The sequence below is a fragment of the Kribbella sp. NPDC006257 genome (assembly GCF_040613535.1).
Taxonomy (GTDB): Bacteria; Actinomycetota; Actinomycetes; order Propionibacteriales; family Kribbellaceae; genus Kribbella.
Genome location: NZ_JBEXSJ010000010.1, coordinates 44,211 through 59,263, shown reverse-complemented (window position 1 = coordinate 59,263; position 15,053 = coordinate 44,211). Strand labels below are relative to the sequence as shown.

Annotated in this window: 19 protein-coding genes; 8 read left to right on the top strand and 11 right to left on the bottom strand. The window is 65.3% G+C overall.

Going from position 1 to position 15,053, the window contains the following annotated elements:
* The first annotated feature begins 224 nt into the window (after positions 1-224).
* A complete protein-coding gene (locus ABZ004_RS14535) occupies positions 225-491 on the top strand; it encodes a hypothetical protein (RefSeq protein WP_355680317.1) in 267 nt (88 codons plus the stop codon).
* Positions 492-1,062: 571 nt separating this feature from the next.
* On the opposite strand, the gene ABZ004_RS14530 is transcribed toward ABZ004_RS14535, so the two are convergent.
* Entirely contained in the window at positions 1,063-2,028 is a 966-nt protein-coding gene (locus ABZ004_RS14530) for a helix-turn-helix domain-containing protein (protein ID WP_355680316.1), read from the bottom strand.
* A gap of 85 nt (positions 2,029-2,113) precedes the next feature.
* Complete coding sequence (locus tag ABZ004_RS14525) at positions 2,114-2,830, bottom strand: alpha/beta hydrolase (protein ID WP_355680315.1); 717 nt, start codon at positions 2,828-2,830, stop codon at positions 2,114-2,116.
* A 57-nt stretch (positions 2,831-2,887) separates the two neighbouring features.
* Between ABZ004_RS14525 and ABZ004_RS14520 the strand changes: the two genes are divergently transcribed.
* The gene (locus ABZ004_RS14520; RefSeq protein WP_355680314.1) at positions 2,888-3,433 is read left to right on the top strand and encodes a DUF1841 family protein; all 546 of its coding nucleotides are present in this window, start codon (positions 2,888-2,890) and stop codon (positions 3,431-3,433) included.
* Between the two features lie 65 nt (positions 3,434-3,498).
* Here the strand turns inward: ABZ004_RS14520 and ABZ004_RS14515 are convergent, their stop codons facing one another.
* Positions 3,499-4,230 (bottom strand): alpha/beta hydrolase, encoded by a 732-nt coding sequence (locus ABZ004_RS14515; RefSeq protein WP_355680313.1) that lies wholly within the window; start codon positions 4,228-4,230, stop codon positions 3,499-3,501.
* 160 nt (positions 4,231-4,390) lie between these two features.
* Here ABZ004_RS14515 and ABZ004_RS14510 point away from each other — a divergent pair, with 160 nt between their 5' ends.
* The 3 genes from ABZ004_RS14510 to ABZ004_RS14500 all read left to right on the top strand — a co-directional run bounded on the left by ABZ004_RS14510 (position 4,391) and on the right by ABZ004_RS14500 (position 7,300).
* Positions 4,391-5,362 (top strand): aldo/keto reductase, encoded by a 972-nt coding sequence (locus ABZ004_RS14510; RefSeq protein ID WP_355680312.1) that lies wholly within the window; start codon positions 4,391-4,393, stop codon positions 5,360-5,362.
* 116 nt (positions 5,363-5,478) lie between these two features.
* Complete coding sequence (locus ABZ004_RS14505) at positions 5,479-6,435, top strand: alpha/beta hydrolase (protein ID WP_355680311.1); 957 nt, start codon at positions 5,479-5,481, stop codon at positions 6,433-6,435.
* A 97-nt stretch (positions 6,436-6,532) separates the two neighbouring features.
* Positions 6,533-7,300: a hypothetical protein gene (locus tag ABZ004_RS14500; protein ID WP_355680310.1), complete on the top strand. Its 768-nt coding sequence runs from the start codon at positions 6,533-6,535 to the stop codon at positions 7,298-7,300.
* Positions 7,301-7,304: 4 nt separating this feature from the next.
* On the opposite strand, the gene ABZ004_RS14495 is transcribed toward ABZ004_RS14500, so the two are convergent.
* The gene (locus tag ABZ004_RS14495; protein ID WP_355680309.1) at positions 7,305-8,195 is read right to left on the bottom strand and encodes a LysR family transcriptional regulator; all 891 of its coding nucleotides are present in this window, start codon (positions 8,193-8,195) and stop codon (positions 7,305-7,307) included.
* A 111-nt stretch (positions 8,196-8,306) separates the two neighbouring features.
* Here ABZ004_RS14495 and ABZ004_RS14490 point away from each other — a divergent pair, with 111 nt between their 5' ends.
* The 3 genes from ABZ004_RS14490 (at position 8,307) to ABZ004_RS14480 (ending at position 10,376) form a co-directional block, all read left to right on the top strand.
* Positions 8,307-8,687: a VOC family protein gene (locus tag ABZ004_RS14490; protein WP_355680308.1), complete on the top strand. Its 381-nt coding sequence runs from the start codon at positions 8,307-8,309 to the stop codon at positions 8,685-8,687.
* Positions 8,688-9,033: 346 nt separating this feature from the next.
* Complete coding sequence (locus tag ABZ004_RS14485; protein ID WP_355680307.1) at positions 9,034-9,909, top strand: SEC-C domain-containing protein; 876 nt, start codon at positions 9,034-9,036, stop codon at positions 9,907-9,909.
* Positions 9,910-9,968: 59 nt separating this feature from the next.
* Positions 9,969-10,376, top strand: a complete 408-nt coding sequence (locus ABZ004_RS14480; protein WP_355680306.1) for a hypothetical protein — start codon at positions 9,969-9,971, stop codon at positions 10,374-10,376.
* Positions 10,377-10,673: 297 nt separating this feature from the next.
* On the opposite strand, the gene ABZ004_RS14475 is transcribed toward ABZ004_RS14480, so the two are convergent.
* From ABZ004_RS14475 to ABZ004_RS14445, 7 genes are all read right to left on the bottom strand, one after another.
* Positions 10,674-10,928, bottom strand: a complete 255-nt coding sequence (locus ABZ004_RS14475; protein ID WP_355680480.1) for an ATP-binding protein — start codon at positions 10,926-10,928, stop codon at positions 10,674-10,676.
* A complete protein-coding gene (locus tag ABZ004_RS14470) occupies positions 10,912-11,319 on the bottom strand; it encodes a hypothetical protein (protein WP_355680305.1) in 408 nt (135 codons plus the stop codon). Before ABZ004_RS14470 ends, ABZ004_RS14475 begins: the two co-directional genes overlap by 17 nt.
* A 275-nt stretch (positions 11,320-11,594) precedes the next feature.
* The gene (locus ABZ004_RS14465; RefSeq protein WP_355680304.1) at positions 11,595-11,777 is read right to left on the bottom strand and encodes a hypothetical protein; all 183 of its coding nucleotides are present in this window, start codon (positions 11,775-11,777) and stop codon (positions 11,595-11,597) included.
* A gap of 12 nt (positions 11,778-11,789) precedes the next feature.
* Positions 11,790-12,602: an alpha/beta fold hydrolase gene (locus ABZ004_RS14460; RefSeq protein WP_355680303.1), complete on the bottom strand. Its 813-nt coding sequence runs from the start codon at positions 12,600-12,602 to the stop codon at positions 11,790-11,792.
* Positions 12,603-12,624: 22 nt separating this feature from the next.
* Complete coding sequence (locus tag ABZ004_RS14455; RefSeq protein ID WP_355680302.1) at positions 12,625-13,074, bottom strand: DoxX family protein; 450 nt, start codon at positions 13,072-13,074, stop codon at positions 12,625-12,627.
* Between the two features lie 103 nt (positions 13,075-13,177).
* Positions 13,178-14,023 carry an ABC transporter permease gene (locus ABZ004_RS14450; protein ID WP_355680301.1) on the bottom strand — a complete coding sequence of 282 codons (846 nt, stop codon included), beginning with the start codon at positions 14,021-14,023 and terminating at the stop codon, positions 13,178-13,180.
* A complete protein-coding gene (locus ABZ004_RS14445; protein ID WP_326631457.1) occupies positions 14,020-14,973 on the bottom strand; it encodes an ATP-binding cassette domain-containing protein in 954 nt (317 codons plus the stop codon). The genes ABZ004_RS14450 and ABZ004_RS14445 overlap by 4 nt, the downstream gene beginning before the upstream one ends.
* Positions 14,974-15,053: the final 80 nt, after the last annotated feature.

Genomic DNA, 15,053 nt, shown 5'->3' with positions numbered 1-15,053 from the left:
TTCAGGCGCGATCCAAGTTCGGCCGGCGAACCTCTACCTTCGAGCACGTCGGCGCCGACAGCTAACTTGGTAAGACGGTGCTACTACAGGTTGGGGTTCGCAACCTGCTCCGCGTCGAGTCCGTACGTCGGCTCGTCTCGTCGGCAGAGCGCGCTGGTCGCGCCTCCGGACCGGGCCGGCGAAAATTTCCTGCAGGGGATCAGCTGTGCAGCAGTATGCGTGCCATGCTGTTCAAACCGCGACGGCAGGAGGCACAAGTGGCACGTCTTCGTTCAATCGAGCCCGGAACGCAGGTCGTCAGGGTTCATCCGACAGAGGTTGATTGCTTCTACCAGACACTCACAGACCAGTCAGGGCAAACATATCTGCATCTCTCGACGTTCGGCTCCGACGAGAGGCAGTCCACGCCCAAGAGCAGCCAGTCGCTGCAGCTCGATGAGACGGCTGCCCGCCAGCTGCTCCAGATTCTGCGTGAGACCTTCCATCTCTAGGCCCATATTCAGGTTGCCTCGTACCCTTCCACCAGACGAAGGTCCGGGGAATCCTGCGGTCGCAAACCGGGGATGGCTGGCTCCTATGTCGCAAGGACGCGCCCAACTCATTAGGCCGCTATCGAGATGGCCTGAGCGAACTGCGGGTATCGCGCGCGTTCCCAGGCCGGGGTTTCTTCCCATGGAGTGATGTAGCCGGGTTACGGCCCGGGCGGTACTTCTTGACAGCGGCGATCCATGCCCCCCGGAAGATGTGGCCTTCTTCGTTCGAGAACGTCTTCCTCCTAGTGGTCATGAGCGACATCAGGCCAACAGCGCTGATCTCCGAGTTGAGTTGACGGCCAAGTCTCGGCGCCGAAGGCCCGAGCGCTTCGAGATCGACGAGTACGCCTCCTCGGCTGCACGAGGACAGACTCTGACCTAGAGCGTCGATGAAAGCCGTCTCGGCCAGCTAATGTCGCAGAGCTCCCAATACCAGATTTTTGCTCTTCACGCAATCGCGAGCCGTCGAATCTGAGCCAACCATCATTTGATAGCACCCGGTCAGAGAATGAAGCTCTTGCGGTCGCGGTCAGTTGAAGGGGTCGGTTCGCAGGGTGGTGGGGGATTTGCCGGTTCGGCGGCGGAGGAGGGCGCGGAGGGTGCTGGATTGTTGGTAGCCGACTTCTTGGGAGATGGTTTCGAGGGAGAGTTTCGTCGTACGGAGGAGGTGGAGGGCGCGTTCGATTCTGAGGTCTTGGATGTAGCGGATGGGTGAGGTGCCCATGGTTCGCTGGATGGTGCGTTGGAGGGTTCGTTCGCTGATTTCGAGGTATTTGGCCGCGGCCGGGATGCTGATTGGTTCGTGGAGGCGGTCGCGGGTCCAGTGTTCGAAGGCGGCGACGGTGGGGTCGTTCTGGGCGAGGGCGCTGGGCAGGATGTACGGCGTTTGGGATGGGCGCTCGTCGATCACGAGGTAGTGGGCGACGAGGTCTGCGACGCCTGGGCTGATGGTGCGGACTATTTCGAGCGCCAGGTCGAGGTGGCCGAATCCGGCGCCGGCCGTGGTGATCATGTCGTCGTGAATCAGCATGCTTTCCGGAAAGAGGCGGACCTCGGGATAGCGATGGCGGAAGGCGGGTGCCAGCGACCAAGTGGTCGTTGCTCGCAGCCCCTTCAGGATGCCGGACTCGGCCAGCAGGAACGTGCCGGCGCAAGCGGATGCGATGGCGGCGCCGTCGACATACGCCTTGGCGATGAGCTCCCGTGCCGGCAGCGACTCGTCGCCGGATGCGAATTCGATCAGGGCATCGGGCCGGCGCTCATTCACAGCCGGTACTACGAGTAGGTCCATGTATTCGACCCGAGCAACCGGCGCGCACTCGACGAGGTGCCCGGCCGACGTCCGCACCTCCGATTCGAACCCGATGGAGGTGACATTCCAGCGATCGGTTTCACCCGACTGTTTCGCCATGGTGTTGGCCGCTTCCAGTACGTCGAGGACCGAGGCCAACCCGGAGTCGAATACGCCATCGCAGACCAGAACAGCAATTTCCATGTCGGAAAGGTAGCGCCGCGCGCCGCAGAATCGGCGGGGCAGACCGGGGCATTTTCGATCTGCCCCGAGCTGCCCCGCCGAGGGGTTATCGGGCCGAGTCGATCAGGTCGTCGATTGATTGGGCGACGATGGTTGGGTCGTCGTTCGGGATGTCGTGGCCGCCGAAGCGGGCGAGCTTGTGGGTGGCGCCGAGATCGGCGGCCAGAGATTGTTGGTGGTGTTGCCATCGTTCGTCTAGGTCGGTGAGGCCGAAGGGGTGCCAGGGTTTGACGTCGACGCCGGGCCAGCGGCTGACGCGGCTGGCGATGACGCCAGTTGGTACGCCGAGGGGGCGTCGGCTCTGCGCGACTTCGGCGACGCTTGCGGATACGTCGTACGAGAGGCGTCCGTCCGGAGCGATGAGGATTGGTTCGGTGATGTCCAGGTTCAGGTGGATGTCGCTGGTGTCGACGAGAACCAGTCCGGCGACAGGCCAACGCGCAGCGTAGATCAGCGCGATCAGACCTCCGATCGAGTGACCGACGAGGACGAACGGTCCCTCGAGACCGGTCGCGACGAGGAGCCTGTGCAATTCCTCTGAGGCGGCGCCGACAGTGCGCACCGAGGCCGGGGCCTCGCTGTCGCCGATTCCGGGACGGTCGTACGTCAGAAGCGTGGTCGAGTTCCGCAGGGCGGCGATGGCCACGTCCCAGGAGTCCTTCCCGGCGCCCGCCCCGGAGACGAAGACCACCGTTGGCGATCCTTCGCCCGAGATCTCCGCCGCAACCTCATACTCGCCGACATCGAATTTGGTGGTCGCCATGGCACCGAGCCTAGGGGGCGGTTGGCTGCTGGATTGTCGACTTGGGAGAGTTGGCTTATGCCGAAGAGTCGAGGTCGGAAGCCGGACAAGCGTTCGAAGAAGGCCTACCGGAGCCCAGCCGGACGCACACCGACGGCCGGCATCACTGGGGCGGACAATGCGGAGTATGCCGAGACGCTGGACGACGAAGCCGAGCGGCGGGCGTTCGCGATGCCGTATGTCGATGCCCGGATCGGGGACGAGGACTTCCGGAACCTGAACCCGGACTCCGAGGACGAACGCAGTCTGTTGATCGAGGGCGAACATCCCGAATACCAGGTGGATCCCGAGTTCGAGGGTGAGATCGACGGCGTCGACCCGCGCCTGCACCTCGCGATGCATCAGATCGTCACGAACCAACTCTGGGACAACGACCCGCCAGAGGTGTGGCAAGCGGCGAGCAGACTCCGCGACCTCGGCATGGACAGGCACGACATCCTGCACGCCATCGGCGAGCTGAACGTGGCTCATCTCCATGCCGCCTTGACGGCTCACGAGCTCTTCGACCTCGAGCGATACCGCGCCGAACTCGATCAGCTCGGCCGCGACGAGTTCACCGGCTGATCGACACGCCGTACGCGGTGCCAACCTGTACGCCGTACGCGGCGCCGGCCTCGTACGCCGTACCGTCACTCGCGGGCGAGCTCGATGAGTTCGTCGATTGATTCGGCGACGATGGTTGGGTCGTCCTTCTGGATGTAGTGACCGCCCACTCGGGCGACTTTGAGGGTGGCGCCTAGGTCGGTGGCTAGGGTCTGATGGTGGCGTTGCCAGCGGTCGGCCAGTTCGGGGAGGGTGAAGGGTTTCCAGGGGTCGGGGTCGGTTTCGAGCCAGCGGTCGGCGCGGCTTGCGATGACGATGCCTGGTACGCCGAGGGCGCGGCGGCTCCGGGTGACTTCGGCCGCGGTGGCAGCCACGTCGTACGAAAGTTCGCCGTCCTCGATCGTGAGATACGGCTCGGCGACGTCGAGGTCCAGGTGGATGTCGGTGGCGTCGACCAGGACATAGCCGGCCAGATCCTCAGGCCATTGCGCCGCATAGATCAGCGCGATGAGTCCGCCGATCGAGTGGCCGGCCAGGACGAACGGGCCGGGGAGGCTGGTTGCCGCGAGTAGCCGGTGCAGCTCCTCCGCGGCATTGCCGAGCGAGAGAGACATGTCTGTCGTCGGGATGCCACTTGCGCCGATTCCGGCGCGGGCGTAAGTCAGCAGAGTCGTCGATGAATGAAGAGCCGAGATGGTTGCAGTCCACGGCTCTCCGGCATCGCCGCTGCCGGAGATGAAGACGACCGCCGGCGACCCTTCCCCCGAGATCTCGGCTGCAATCTCGTACCCGCCGACGTCGAACTTGGTGGCTGCCATGGCGACGACCCTAAAACCCGAGAAGGGCACCGGACCTGCGCCGGCCGAACGCAGTACGGGATCAGAGGCGGCACGTAGTACGGACTAAGAACGAGCAGCGATCGAACTGAGTGGATTCTCCTGTTGGACATCTCATCGCCCGAGAGAGAGGTTGGGAGGTATGGAATTCACTCATCTTGGCCGGACCGGCCTGACTGTCAGCCGTATTTGCCTGGGCACGATGAACTTTGGGCCGCATACCAGCGAGGACGACTCGCACGCGATCATGGATGCGGCGCACGAGAAGGGCATCAACTTCTTCGACACCGCCAACGTGTACGGGCGGAGCGTTGGGAAGGGTGCGACGGAGGAGATCGTCGGACGCTGGTTTGCGAAGGATCCGAAGAACCGTGAGAAGACTGTGCTCGCCACCAAGCTGTACGGCGACATGGACGAGTGGCCGAATGAGGGCAAGCTCTCCGCGCTCAACATTCGCCGCGCGCTCGACGCCAGCCTGAAGCGCCTGCAGACGGATTACATCGACCTCTACCAGTTCCACCACATCGACCGCGAGACGCCGTGGGACGAGATCTGGCAGGCGATCGAGGTCGCCGTACAGCAGGGCAAGATCCTGTACGCCGGAAGCAGCAACTTCGCCGGCTGGCACATCGCCCAGGCGCAGGCTGCCGCGGAGAAGCGGAACTTCACCGGGCTCGTCAGCGAGCAGTCGATCTACAACCTGATCGTTCGCGACGTGGAGCGCGAGGTGTTGCCGGCGGCGCAGGAGTACGGCCTCGGCGTCATCCCCTGGTCGCCGCTGCAAGGTGGTCTCCTCGGTGGGGTGATCCGCAAGGAGAACGAGGGCGTACGCCGTACCGAAGGCCGCGCCAAGGAAGCTCTGGAGCGCATCCGTCCCCAGATCGAGCAGTACGAGGCGCTGGCCGATGAGCTCGGGCACGAGCCGGGCGACGTCGCACTCGCGTGGCTGCTGCACCAGCCGGCCGTCACCGGACCGATCGTCGGCCCGCGCACCATGGAGCAGCTCGACTCGGCTGTACGCGCAGTCGACGTCAAGCTAGACGACAAGACCCTCGCCAAACTCGACGAGATCTTCCCGGGCTACAAGACAGCCCCCGAGGACTACGCCTGGTAATACCGCTTGCCTGAATTGCCTAGCGAATCGCCTGTACGCCGAACCGTCGGCGTACAGGCGATTTGTCTTAAGCGAATCCGAGCCCGTGCGGCAGCTGGTGGCGACGTCGACGAGCCATGGTGGTCTGGCGGGTGAGAGGCCATGCTCGAAGAACGGGATCGCCCTACTCGGGGCTGCAGTCGGCGATCCGTCATTCGCGTTGGGGCGGTTGGGGGAACGTTATGCACGAGCAGACAAGAATTGTTAGTACTCCGGACGGTCGGGAGCTGGGTATTTGCACGTGGGGAGATCCGGATGGCGCTCCGATGTTCTTTCTCCACGGCACACCGGGGAGCCGGTTCCTGCGTGAGCCGGGTGATGGGTACCTGCGCAATCATCTCCGGGTGTTCACCTACGATCGGCCCGGTTATGGAGTCTCCACGCGGGCTCCTGGTCGGCGCGGCGCGGACGCGGCGGCCGACGTACTCGCGATCGCGGACGCGTTCGGGCTGGAGCAGTTCGGAGTCGCCGGCGTCTCGGGTGGTTCCTCTCCGGCGTTGGCCGCGGCGGCTCTGTTGCCGGATCGCGTCAGCCGCTGCGCAATCATCGTCGGGTCTGCTCCCTTCACCGCCGAAGGGCTCGACTTCTATGACGGCATGGACGAGCAAGCTCGACAGGGCTGGGAGCATGCCGCCCAGGGCGAAGCCGCGCTGGAGATCGACTGGCGGGCGTTCATGGACTGGGTGGACGCCGGCTTGCCGGAGCTGGAGCAGCAGGTCTCGGACGACAAAGTCCGGGCAATGTTGATGGAAGCATTCGTTGAGTCCGGCCGGCAAGGTTCAGCCGGCTATATCGACGACTGCCTTTCCGACGGCCGTGACTGGGGGCTCTCTGTCGAGGATATCCAAGTGCCCACCCGAATCATGCTGGCCCGCGATGACACCTCGGTTCCCACAGCACATGGAGAATGGCTCATGCGCCAACTACCCAACGCGGAGTTGCTGTGGGTCGACGGCGGCCATTTCGGTCCACGCGACGAGGCCGAAATGCGATTGCTGAACTGGGTGGGCCACGGCACGAGCTCAACCGGCTGACCACACCTGCCGCCGTCACGAGGTGGATCTTGACCTGCGGACGATAGAGCAAGCTGGTGATACTGGCGGCTTGAGTCAGCGGGTCTGACTTGCCGAATTGCCTGCCGAGCGCTCGGCGTACAGGCGAGTTGTCTCTTTAGGCCGGGTTCTGTGCAGAGGTCTGAACGCCGCAGGCGCGGAGTACGGTTGGGCGCACAGACTGACTGCGGTTCGGGTGAGCGATGTGAACTTCAGCGATGAACTGCTTCGGTTGCTCGAGCAGAGCTCGGATGGCATGACGGACGCTGAACTTGCCGCTCGCCTCGATCGACGGCATCAGCAGATCAATCAGTACTGCCGGCAGTTGGCAGATGTGGGGCGGCTGATCAGGGATTCGGCCAGCGGGACCGTCATCAATCGACTCGTAGATGCGGCTACTGCCCCGACAACTCCCGCACCCGCTGTCCGCGACAGTTCGGCGGATCGTGCGTGGCCGCATGAGGCTGCTGTTCAGAGTGCGCTGGTCGGCTGGCTTGTCCGCGAGGGATGGCAGATTGTGCGGGTCGCGGATACCGAGACCCGAGAGGTGAAGGGCTACCCAGGGGCGACCTATGCGCGGGGCCCGAATGCGGGTCAGCCGAAGCCGACTGCACCGACGTTGCAAGCTAGCCATTGGCTGGCAGGTGCGATCTTCAAAGCCATGCGCTTGAGAGGGGCCGATGACGACGCCCGTGTTGTGGTCGCGTTACCAGATGCGAGTCGGTACGGCGCGTTGTTGACCGAGGTGGATCAGAGTCTGCGTGGTGCGCGGATCGAAGCGTGGATGGTCGCCGAGAGCGGTGAACCGAGCGCCCATTTCGGGGCCTGGCCGGAGGACCTTTCCTGATCCTTTAGCTAGAGGCGACGTTGCTTGTGGGGAGCATGCCGATGAGGGCGTCTGCTGCTAGGGATGCGGCGGAGCCGGTGGGGATGGCTACTGAGACTTGCCAGCAGTCTGCTGAGTTGGGAGCTAGCGGGACGGTGACGTGGTCGCCTCGTTTGGCAGCGATGCGTTCTGGGACCAGTGCTACGCCCAGGTTGTGGCTGACCAGAGCTAGGAGCGTGTGGACGTCGTTGACCTCGATGGTGATGGGGTGAGCGACGCCGGCAGTGGCGAAGGCGTGGTCGGAGATCGCACGTGCGCCCCAGGTGGGGTCGAAGTCCACGAACGACTCCCCTGCCAAGTCTGGGAGTGAGACCTGCGAGGCCTTCGCCAGACGGTGCTCTGGTGAGCAGACCATGACCATGGATTCCGTGGAGACTGGGCGGAGATCCAAGCCGGGGATGGGGTGACCGGCTGTGGCTACGAAAGCCACGTCCAGGCGGCCGGAGGCCAGCTCGTCGAGCATGGGAGTGGAGCCGCCCTGGCGTACCTCGATCTCTACGCCTGGGTAGGCGGAGCGGAACTTGGCTAGCAGGGCCGGTACGTCGACTACGCCGAGGCACTGCTCCAGGCCGACTGACAGGTGACCACGGAGAAGGCCTTGTACAGCGGCGACCGCGTCCTTCGCTGCCTCGGCGGCCGCTAGGGTCCGGCGGCCTTCGCAGAGGAGGGCTCGGCCGGCTTCGGTGAGTTCGACGCTGCGGGTGTTGCGGACGAAGAGAGAGGTGTGGAGCTCGCGTTCGAGGGCGCGGATCGACGCGGACAGGCCGGACTGCGAGATCGACATCGCCTCAGCCGCCCGGGTGAAGTGCTTCTGCTCGGCGACGGCGACGAAGTGCTCAAGATGCCTCAGCTCCATGACTCAGAAGTATATGTGATCGGTGTAGACGAATTCTTCGGTCGTAGATGTCACCGTGTGTGGGCCGATTTGGGTTGCGTGGCCGGATCGGCCGCGGGCAGACTCACGTCCATGGTCTCGGTGGTGCAGAACGTGGCGGTCGACTGTGCGAATGCCTACGCCTTGGGTGAGTTCTGGAGCAAGGTGCTCGACGCTCCGCTGCATCCGGAGGACAAGCCAGGCGATCCCGAGATCGACGTGATGCTGCCGGAGGGGCCGTGGCTTCACTTCAACGAGGTACCTGAGCCTAAGACCATCAAGAACCGGCTCCACCTGTGCCTCCGCCCGAAGACCACCCGCGAAGAAGAGGTCGAACGCCTGTTGACCCTCGGCGCCACCCTCGTGGATGACCGCCGCGAACCCAGCGGCCCCGGCTGGGCCGTCCTGGCAGACCCCGAAGGCAACGAATTCTGCGTACTACGCAGCGAATCCGACCGAGCTGCCTCTTCCTAGGCCCCGGCCTCTCCACCGCTTTCGATCCGACCGGCTGAAGAGATCCAGCTCCGCTCCCCGGCCGCCCGACCCGACCCGACAGCGGACTCCGCACCTGCCGGGCCCGGGCCCGCTGACACGATGTTCGCCCGATACCGCGAAAGTGACCCACCAGCGGCCGAATATCCTGCCAGCGCTTGCCGAACACCGTCGATTAGGACCCGGAGGGGCTCTCGCCGACTCGGACGACAACGAATTCTGCGTACTACGGAGCGATTCCGACCGAGCTGCCTCTTCCCGAGCCCTGGTTGTCCACAGGCTTGGATCCATCCAGCCGGGGCGTTGCAAACTCCATATCTTCCCCGGCATGACAGACCTGACAGCGGATGAGACCCGCACTCCTTGGCCCTTCGACCCAGCCGCAGATCTCTTGGATTCGGCCCAGGAGCATCTGCTAGACGAGCAGCCGGATCGCGCGATCGCTGTCTGGCAGCTGCTGATCAAGGCTGGCGGGGAAGCCGGAGATTGGGCTCGCCTAGCCTACGTCGACTACCTGTTCGAGTCGGAGCAAGACGATGCTGCGCGAACTGAGCTGGCAATGCTTCTCGCCGGATGGCGAGTGCTCGAGGCCCCGTGGCGTCACACTGCTGAACTGCTGGAAGAACGCGGGGAGTTGGAGTGCGCCCTCTATTGGTACTCCGCAGCGGTCGGCGGTCTGTCCAAGGTGGCGACCGGTGACCAGCCTCGTTGGGCCAACCACCTGAGGGCCGGTCGTCGAAGGCTTCGGTGGGCACTGGAGATCCCGCTCGACGACGAAGATCTACGAGCAGCAACCAGCGAAGACGAGGAGGAGGACAAACAGGGCATGGTGACCCGGCTGCTCGTCGAGCCGGAGGTGATCGATGGGCGTCTGCAGTTCTGGACTCGCGACAACTTCGCGAAGACGCATAGGCTCTGGTCCCGGCTGGAAGCGCAGGACGCCGAGGCTCCCTACTATCGCTACGTCGAAGGCGTTCTCCGGGCAGCCGAAGGCGGCCGGCGGCTCACCGTCGTACCGCGCACCTTCGAAAGCTGGCTGCGCCTGCTCGATGTCGCCGACGACGCCCGCCGGCTCGCGGATGTGCCTTCACTGATCAGTCGGTACGACGAAGGTCGGGCGATCCCCTGGCCGCCGGGGCGGAACCAGCCTTGTTGGTGTGACTCGGGCACGAAATACAAGAAGTGCTGTGGGGCCGCGGCGTGAGAGGGGGCTGAGGGCAAGGGATGCGGGAGACGGCAGGCGTGGATCGGTAGGGTGGGGGTATGGCTGATGAGTTTCGGGTTGAGGTTGAGCTGAACGACGCTGAGCACGGGCTGTCGTTCTGGGAGCGGTTGCGGGCGCTTGATCTTGATGACGACGCGCGGAAGCGGCTGAGCGGCAATGTGACGGTGACTCGGGACGGGTCGCGGTTGATGATCTACGCGAACTCCGAGGAAGACGCGCTGCAGGCTGAGAGCGCGGTTCGGGAGGTCGTCTCCGAGGATCACCTGAGCGCTGACTACACCCTGACTCGCTGGAGCCACGCCAAGCAGGAGTGGGTCGACCCGAGCACGGCACCGGATCCGGCTGACGCCGCCGAGCCGAGCTATGAGGGCGTCGAGACCCCGGATCCGCGCTACGTCGTACTCCAGGCCTACAAGCCAGAATTCATCCGCGCCCTCGGCCTCTGACCGCCGCTGCTCTCGGCATTCGCGCGCGCCGTCGCGCAGTACGAACCTGATCGCGCACCGCACCTGGCAGACCCCATCGAGCCGCAGTGGGTGCGATGAGCGCAGGTCAAGCGCTGCGCGGTACGAGGGTGTAGCAGTGTCCCCGGATCGCCTCGAAACTATGCTCCCGCACCTCGGCCGTCGTGGCTGCGGAGGTTTCGTTCGACACCGCTTGTTGGCGAGTTCTGACACCGCCGGGCACGTGTCGGTGCCGCGGATGTTGGTTTGCGTCGACACCGCTTCCGCGCCCGACGGGTGTCAGGTTGTCCGCTGCTTTGTGGCTTGGGCCAGACGGTAGGAGTCGGTGCCGGTCTCGAGGATGGTGCCGCCGAAGGTGAGTCGGTCGACGATGGCTGCGCATAGCCGGGGGTCGGTGAAGGTCTTGGTCCAGCCGGCGATGGTCTTCGCCGACGTCATCTCGTCGGCGGCCTCGACGAGCTCGTTGGCAAGCTGGGTCGCCAGGGTGTACTTGACCCGGTTGCCGGCCATGGCGGCCTCAGTGCCGAGTGCGATCAGCAGATGGGACTTGCCGGTGCCGGAGTCCCCGATCAGTGTGCACGGCCTTGCCCGAGTAGGAGAGCCGAAGGCTGAACAGCGCGCAGGTTACAAGTTCGCCGCACAGGCGGATGGCGACGTCGCCGAAGTCAACCTCGGCCTCGCGGCCCGGGAGGTGCTCTTGCGGGATGAACGCGTTGGCAGGTTCCCGTCCGACCTCGACGCGAATCTCACGGCGTCGGGTGGCGACGTACTCGCGGACCATCCGGTACGACACCACCCCGGCCCCGTCATGTTCGTCAAGCAGTCGATCGAAGATCCGCTTCGCCGTGTGTCGCTGCTTCCGCGGCGCGTCGAGGTCCGAGCGCAGCCAGTCGTTGCGCGCGATTGGACATCCCAGATCGGGCATCCCGTCGGATCGCCGCGTACAGGTCGACGCGGGAACGCGGCTGCGTCATCGGTGGCACTCCTGACGTGAGCACGCCGTGGGCACGACTTTCGGCACCGGGCCACCGCCCGGGAACGGTGACCGCATGCGACCACAGCCCGGAATCACTGGCCCTGCCGAGGTGCCTGGTCATGTGCTGCGCAGGGGTTCGGTGGGCGGTTCTGAGGCGGCCCGGAGTGCGGGGTACGACCGACGACGGAGCCGATGAGCCGCGAGTAGGCCAGGTCGAGTCCCACTCAAGCCCAGGTCAGTACGACGGCCCGGCCTTGCGTGGCGACGAAGACGTTGGTGACGAGCACGCCCAGGATCAGGCCTGTGATGCCGCCGCCGACATCAACCTCGGCACCACCTGTCCGCCCCGTGTCCCTGGCGCGACGAAGATCTGCTTGCGCGGTGCCTAATCGGTCTTCCCGCACCACCTCGCGGGCCTCTCAGTGTTCGCTGCTGAAGAACCGTAGCAACAGTGGGTCGATGGTCTGTGGGTCGACGACGTGATCCGGCCCGTCGAGGGTCTCCCGTTGAGCGTGGGGTAGTAGGTCTGCAAGCTCGTCGGCTGCGCGGTCGAAGAAGTCCGAGGGCAGGCCTGCCATGTAGGGGACCGTGATCGGTCCTCCGGTGGTGACCAGGACCGGTTGGGTGACCGTTGCCAGTCGATCGGCCGGCAATTGGTAGCGGTTGTGGAAGACGCTGTCGTGGACCAGCGTGGGCGCGAGGGCGACCGAATCCGCCCAATGCGACGTCTGCTTGCCTGCCGCTTTCCTGGCCGCGATGTTGTCGTCGGAAGCGCCGGACAGGCGCATGAACAGTTCGAGAACCTCCTCGTCTCGCCCGGCGTCGAAGGCGCGTCGGGTGTCCGCGATGTACTCCTCGAATCGCGGGCGTATGTCGTCCCCGACCGCGTAGGGCACCTCCCACACGGCGATCGTGTCGATGGCTGGCCCGGCCGCGGCGGCTTCCAGCGCCAGCGCGCCACCAGAGGACGCCCCGAACAGGTGTGCCGAGCCACCCGCCTCCGCGATCAACGCATCCAGGTCCTCGATCTCTCTTTCCACGGCGTAGGGCTCGGTGAAGCCGCTCGCGCCGCGTCCCCGACGGGCATAGTTGTAGACCGTGAAGTGCTCGGCGAGAGCAGGTACCAAGGGAGCGTTCTCGGCTCCGTCGTCCAGCGCGCCGCCTACCAGGACGACAGCCGGGCCGCTTCCCTTCCGGTCGTAGGCGATGGTGGTGCCATCCTTTGATGTCACGCGAAAGTCCATCTCGTTCATCTCACATCTCCGTTCGAGAGGTTTGTCTCAGCGCCCTGAGCAGCGTGCCGACGACGGCCTCGGTGCGCGACCACCGCGCCCTTGCGATCACGGCCGCCACGACCAGACAGGCGAGCGGCAGCCAAGGGCTCTGCTCGAGCACGAACTGATCGGTGATGACAGCACCGGTCAGCAATGCCGCCAACCCGAGACTGGCCAGGCCCGCCAGAGCCGGGATCAGGAGTCCAACCCCTCCCGCGACCTCCAGCGCTCCGACCAGGTACCGGAGCCACTGGCCAGCCCCGATGTCGGCGAACATGTCCACCATGACCGGGTCGCCGGCGAGCTTCGAGATTCCGCCGCCGGCGATTATCGCCGCCAGCACGACTTGCAGAATCCGGACCCCGATGCTGCTCGCCCGCCCGGGCGTGTGCGCAACGGTTTCCGAGTTGTTCTTGGGGATGGTGCTCATTCGGCTCTCCTTGTCGTGTCCGGGCCTGGTACCGGTGATGGCGTTGGCCGAGTGGGCCGGGTTGTCGGAGCTGATTTCGACCAAGTGCTCGCGGTAGCGGCATCTACTTCTTGTTGCGGTAGAGGACCATGGTGATGGGACCGAAGACCGCGACGAGAAGTACGGACGAGACGAGCACCCAGCCGATTTCCCCGGCGGGCACCGCGCCGTCCATCAGGCCGCGTACCACGGTCGCCAGGTGGCTGATCGGGTTGACCTCGACGACCGCCTGCATCCACCCGGGCATCGTCTTCGGGTCCACGAAGATGTTGCTAACGAACGTCAGCGGGAACATCACCATCATGCTGACCCCCGCCACCGAGTTCGGCGTGCGCAGGATCAGGCTGAGCATCGTCCACAGCCACGACAGGCAGAACGAGAACACCAGCAGCAGCGCGACCGACAGCACCACGCCGACGGCGCCACCCTCCGGCCGGAACCCTAGGACCAGTCCGAGCGTGATCACGATCGCCGACCCGATCGAGTAGCGCATCACATCGCCGAGCAGGGCGCCGACCAGCGGCGACGGTCGCCACACCGGAAGTGACCTGAACCTGTCGAACACCCCCTTCTGGATGTCGGTGTTCAGCGTTATGCCGGTGTTCATGGTGATCATGACGTTCGCCTGCACCAGGATGCCCGGCAGCAGGAACTGCAGGTACTCCTGAGTCGACCCGGCGAGCGCGCCACCGAACAGGTAGGTGAACATCAGCGTGAACATGATCGGGAACATGGTCACGTCGACGAGCTGCTCGGGCACGTGTTTGATCTTCAGCAAAGCGCGCCAGCCGAACGTCAGCGAGGTGAGCACCGGGCCGGGGCGCGACGGCCGCTCGCCGGCCAACAGCACACTGCGTAACGCGTCCTCGGTGACCGGCGCCGACGCCTGTTCCGCGGTCGTGGCATTCATGCGGCATCCTCCTCGGCGGCGTGTCCGGTCAGGGTGAGGAACACCTCGTCCAGGCTCGGCTGACCGAGCGCGAACTCGGTGACGTCGATGCCGCTGCGGGACAGCTCGGCCAGGGCGCGGGCGACCCGCTCGGGGTCGGAGATCCGCGCGGACAGCGCGGCCGGGTCGGCGGACGGCTCGGCCGGCACCTCGAGGACGCCGGCGAGGACCCGTTCGGCCTCGGCCCGCTGCTCGGGCGCACGTAGCCGTACGTGCAGCGAGCCGGCACCGACCGATGCCTTGAGCTCGCCACTCGAGCCCTCGGCGATCACCTTCCCGTGGTCGATCACCGCGATCCTGTCGGCCAGCTGGTCGGCCTCGTCGAGGTACTGCGTGGTCAGCAACACGGTGGCGCCCTCGGCGACCATGCCCCTGACGATCTCCCAGACCTGGTTCCTGCTGCGCGGGTCGAGCCCGGTCGTGGGCTCGTCGAGGAAGATCAGTTCGGGGGTGACGACCAGGCTCGCCGCGATGTCGATGCGCCTGCGCATCCCGCCGGAGTACTTCTTCACCTGCCGGTCGGCCGCCTCGGCAAGACCGAACGCGTCGAGCAGGTCGGCCGCCCGCTCCCTGCCTCGGCGGCGTGAGTAGCCGAGCAACCTGGCGAGCAGCAACAGGTTCTCCACCCCGGTGAGGTCCTCGTCGACCGACGCGAACTGCCCGGTGAGGCCCACCCTGCTCTGCACCGCCCGGGCGTCACGCACGACGTCGTAGCCGAGCACTTGCGCCTCTCCGGCATCGGGGCGCAGGAGCGTGGCCAGCATGCGGATCGTGGTGGTCTTGCCCGCCCCGTTCGGACCGAGCACGCCGTACACGCCCCCGGCGCTCACGGCCAGGTCCACACCGGCGACCGCGTGGGTCTTGCCGAAGCTTTTCTTCAACCCTCTCGTCTCGATCGCGAGCTTTCCCATGGGTTCGATTCCTTCTCTCGGTCTTGCGAACCGATTGGTTGAGCACTAGTCAAATTTGATTACTTGACCAATAGTGCACG

Bases quoted from the DNA above. Each gene is read 5' to 3' on its own strand.
- ABZ004_RS14535 (WP_355680317.1), top strand. From the start codon at position 225: ATGCTGTTCAAACCGCGACGGCAGGAGGCACAAGTGGCACGTCTTCGT.
- ABZ004_RS14530 (WP_355680316.1), bottom strand. From the start codon at position 2,028: ATGGAAATTGCTGTTCTGGTCTGCGATGGCGTATTCGACTCCGGGTTG.
- ABZ004_RS14525 (WP_355680315.1), bottom strand. From the start codon at position 2,830: ATGGCGACCACCAAATTCGATGTCGGCGAGTATGAGGTTGCGGCGGAG.
- ABZ004_RS14520 (WP_355680314.1), top strand. From the start codon at position 2,888: ATGCCGAAGAGTCGAGGTCGGAAGCCGGACAAGCGTTCGAAGAAGGCC.
- ABZ004_RS14515 (WP_355680313.1), bottom strand. From the start codon at position 4,230: ATGGCAGCCACCAAGTTCGACGTCGGCGGGTACGAGATTGCAGCCGAG.
- ABZ004_RS14510 (WP_355680312.1), top strand. From the start codon at position 4,391: ATGGAATTCACTCATCTTGGCCGGACCGGCCTGACTGTCAGCCGTATT.
- ABZ004_RS14505 (WP_355680311.1), top strand. From the start codon at position 5,479: ATGGTGGTCTGGCGGGTGAGAGGCCATGCTCGAAGAACGGGATCGCCC.
- ABZ004_RS14495 (WP_355680309.1), bottom strand. From the start codon at position 8,195: ATGGAGCTGAGGCATCTTGAGCACTTCGTCGCCGTCGCCGAGCAGAAG.
- ABZ004_RS14490 (WP_355680308.1), top strand. From the start codon at position 8,307: ATGGTCTCGGTGGTGCAGAACGTGGCGGTCGACTGTGCGAATGCCTAC.
- ABZ004_RS14485 (WP_355680307.1), top strand. From the start codon at position 9,034: ATGACAGACCTGACAGCGGATGAGACCCGCACTCCTTGGCCCTTCGAC.
- ABZ004_RS14480 (WP_355680306.1), top strand. From the start codon at position 9,969: ATGGCTGATGAGTTTCGGGTTGAGGTTGAGCTGAACGACGCTGAGCAC.
- ABZ004_RS14470 (WP_355680305.1), bottom strand. From the start codon at position 11,319: ATGCCCGATCTGGGATGTCCAATCGCGCGCAACGACTGGCTGCGCTCG.
- ABZ004_RS14455 (WP_355680302.1), bottom strand. From the start codon at position 13,074: ATGAGCACCATCCCCAAGAACAACTCGGAAACCGTTGCGCACACGCCC.
- ABZ004_RS14450 (WP_355680301.1), bottom strand. From the start codon at position 14,023: ATGAATGCCACGACCGCGGAACAGGCGTCGGCGCCGGTCACCGAGGAC.
- ABZ004_RS14445 (WP_326631457.1), bottom strand. From the start codon at position 14,973: ATGGGAAAGCTCGCGATCGAGACGAGAGGGTTGAAGAAAAGCTTCGGC.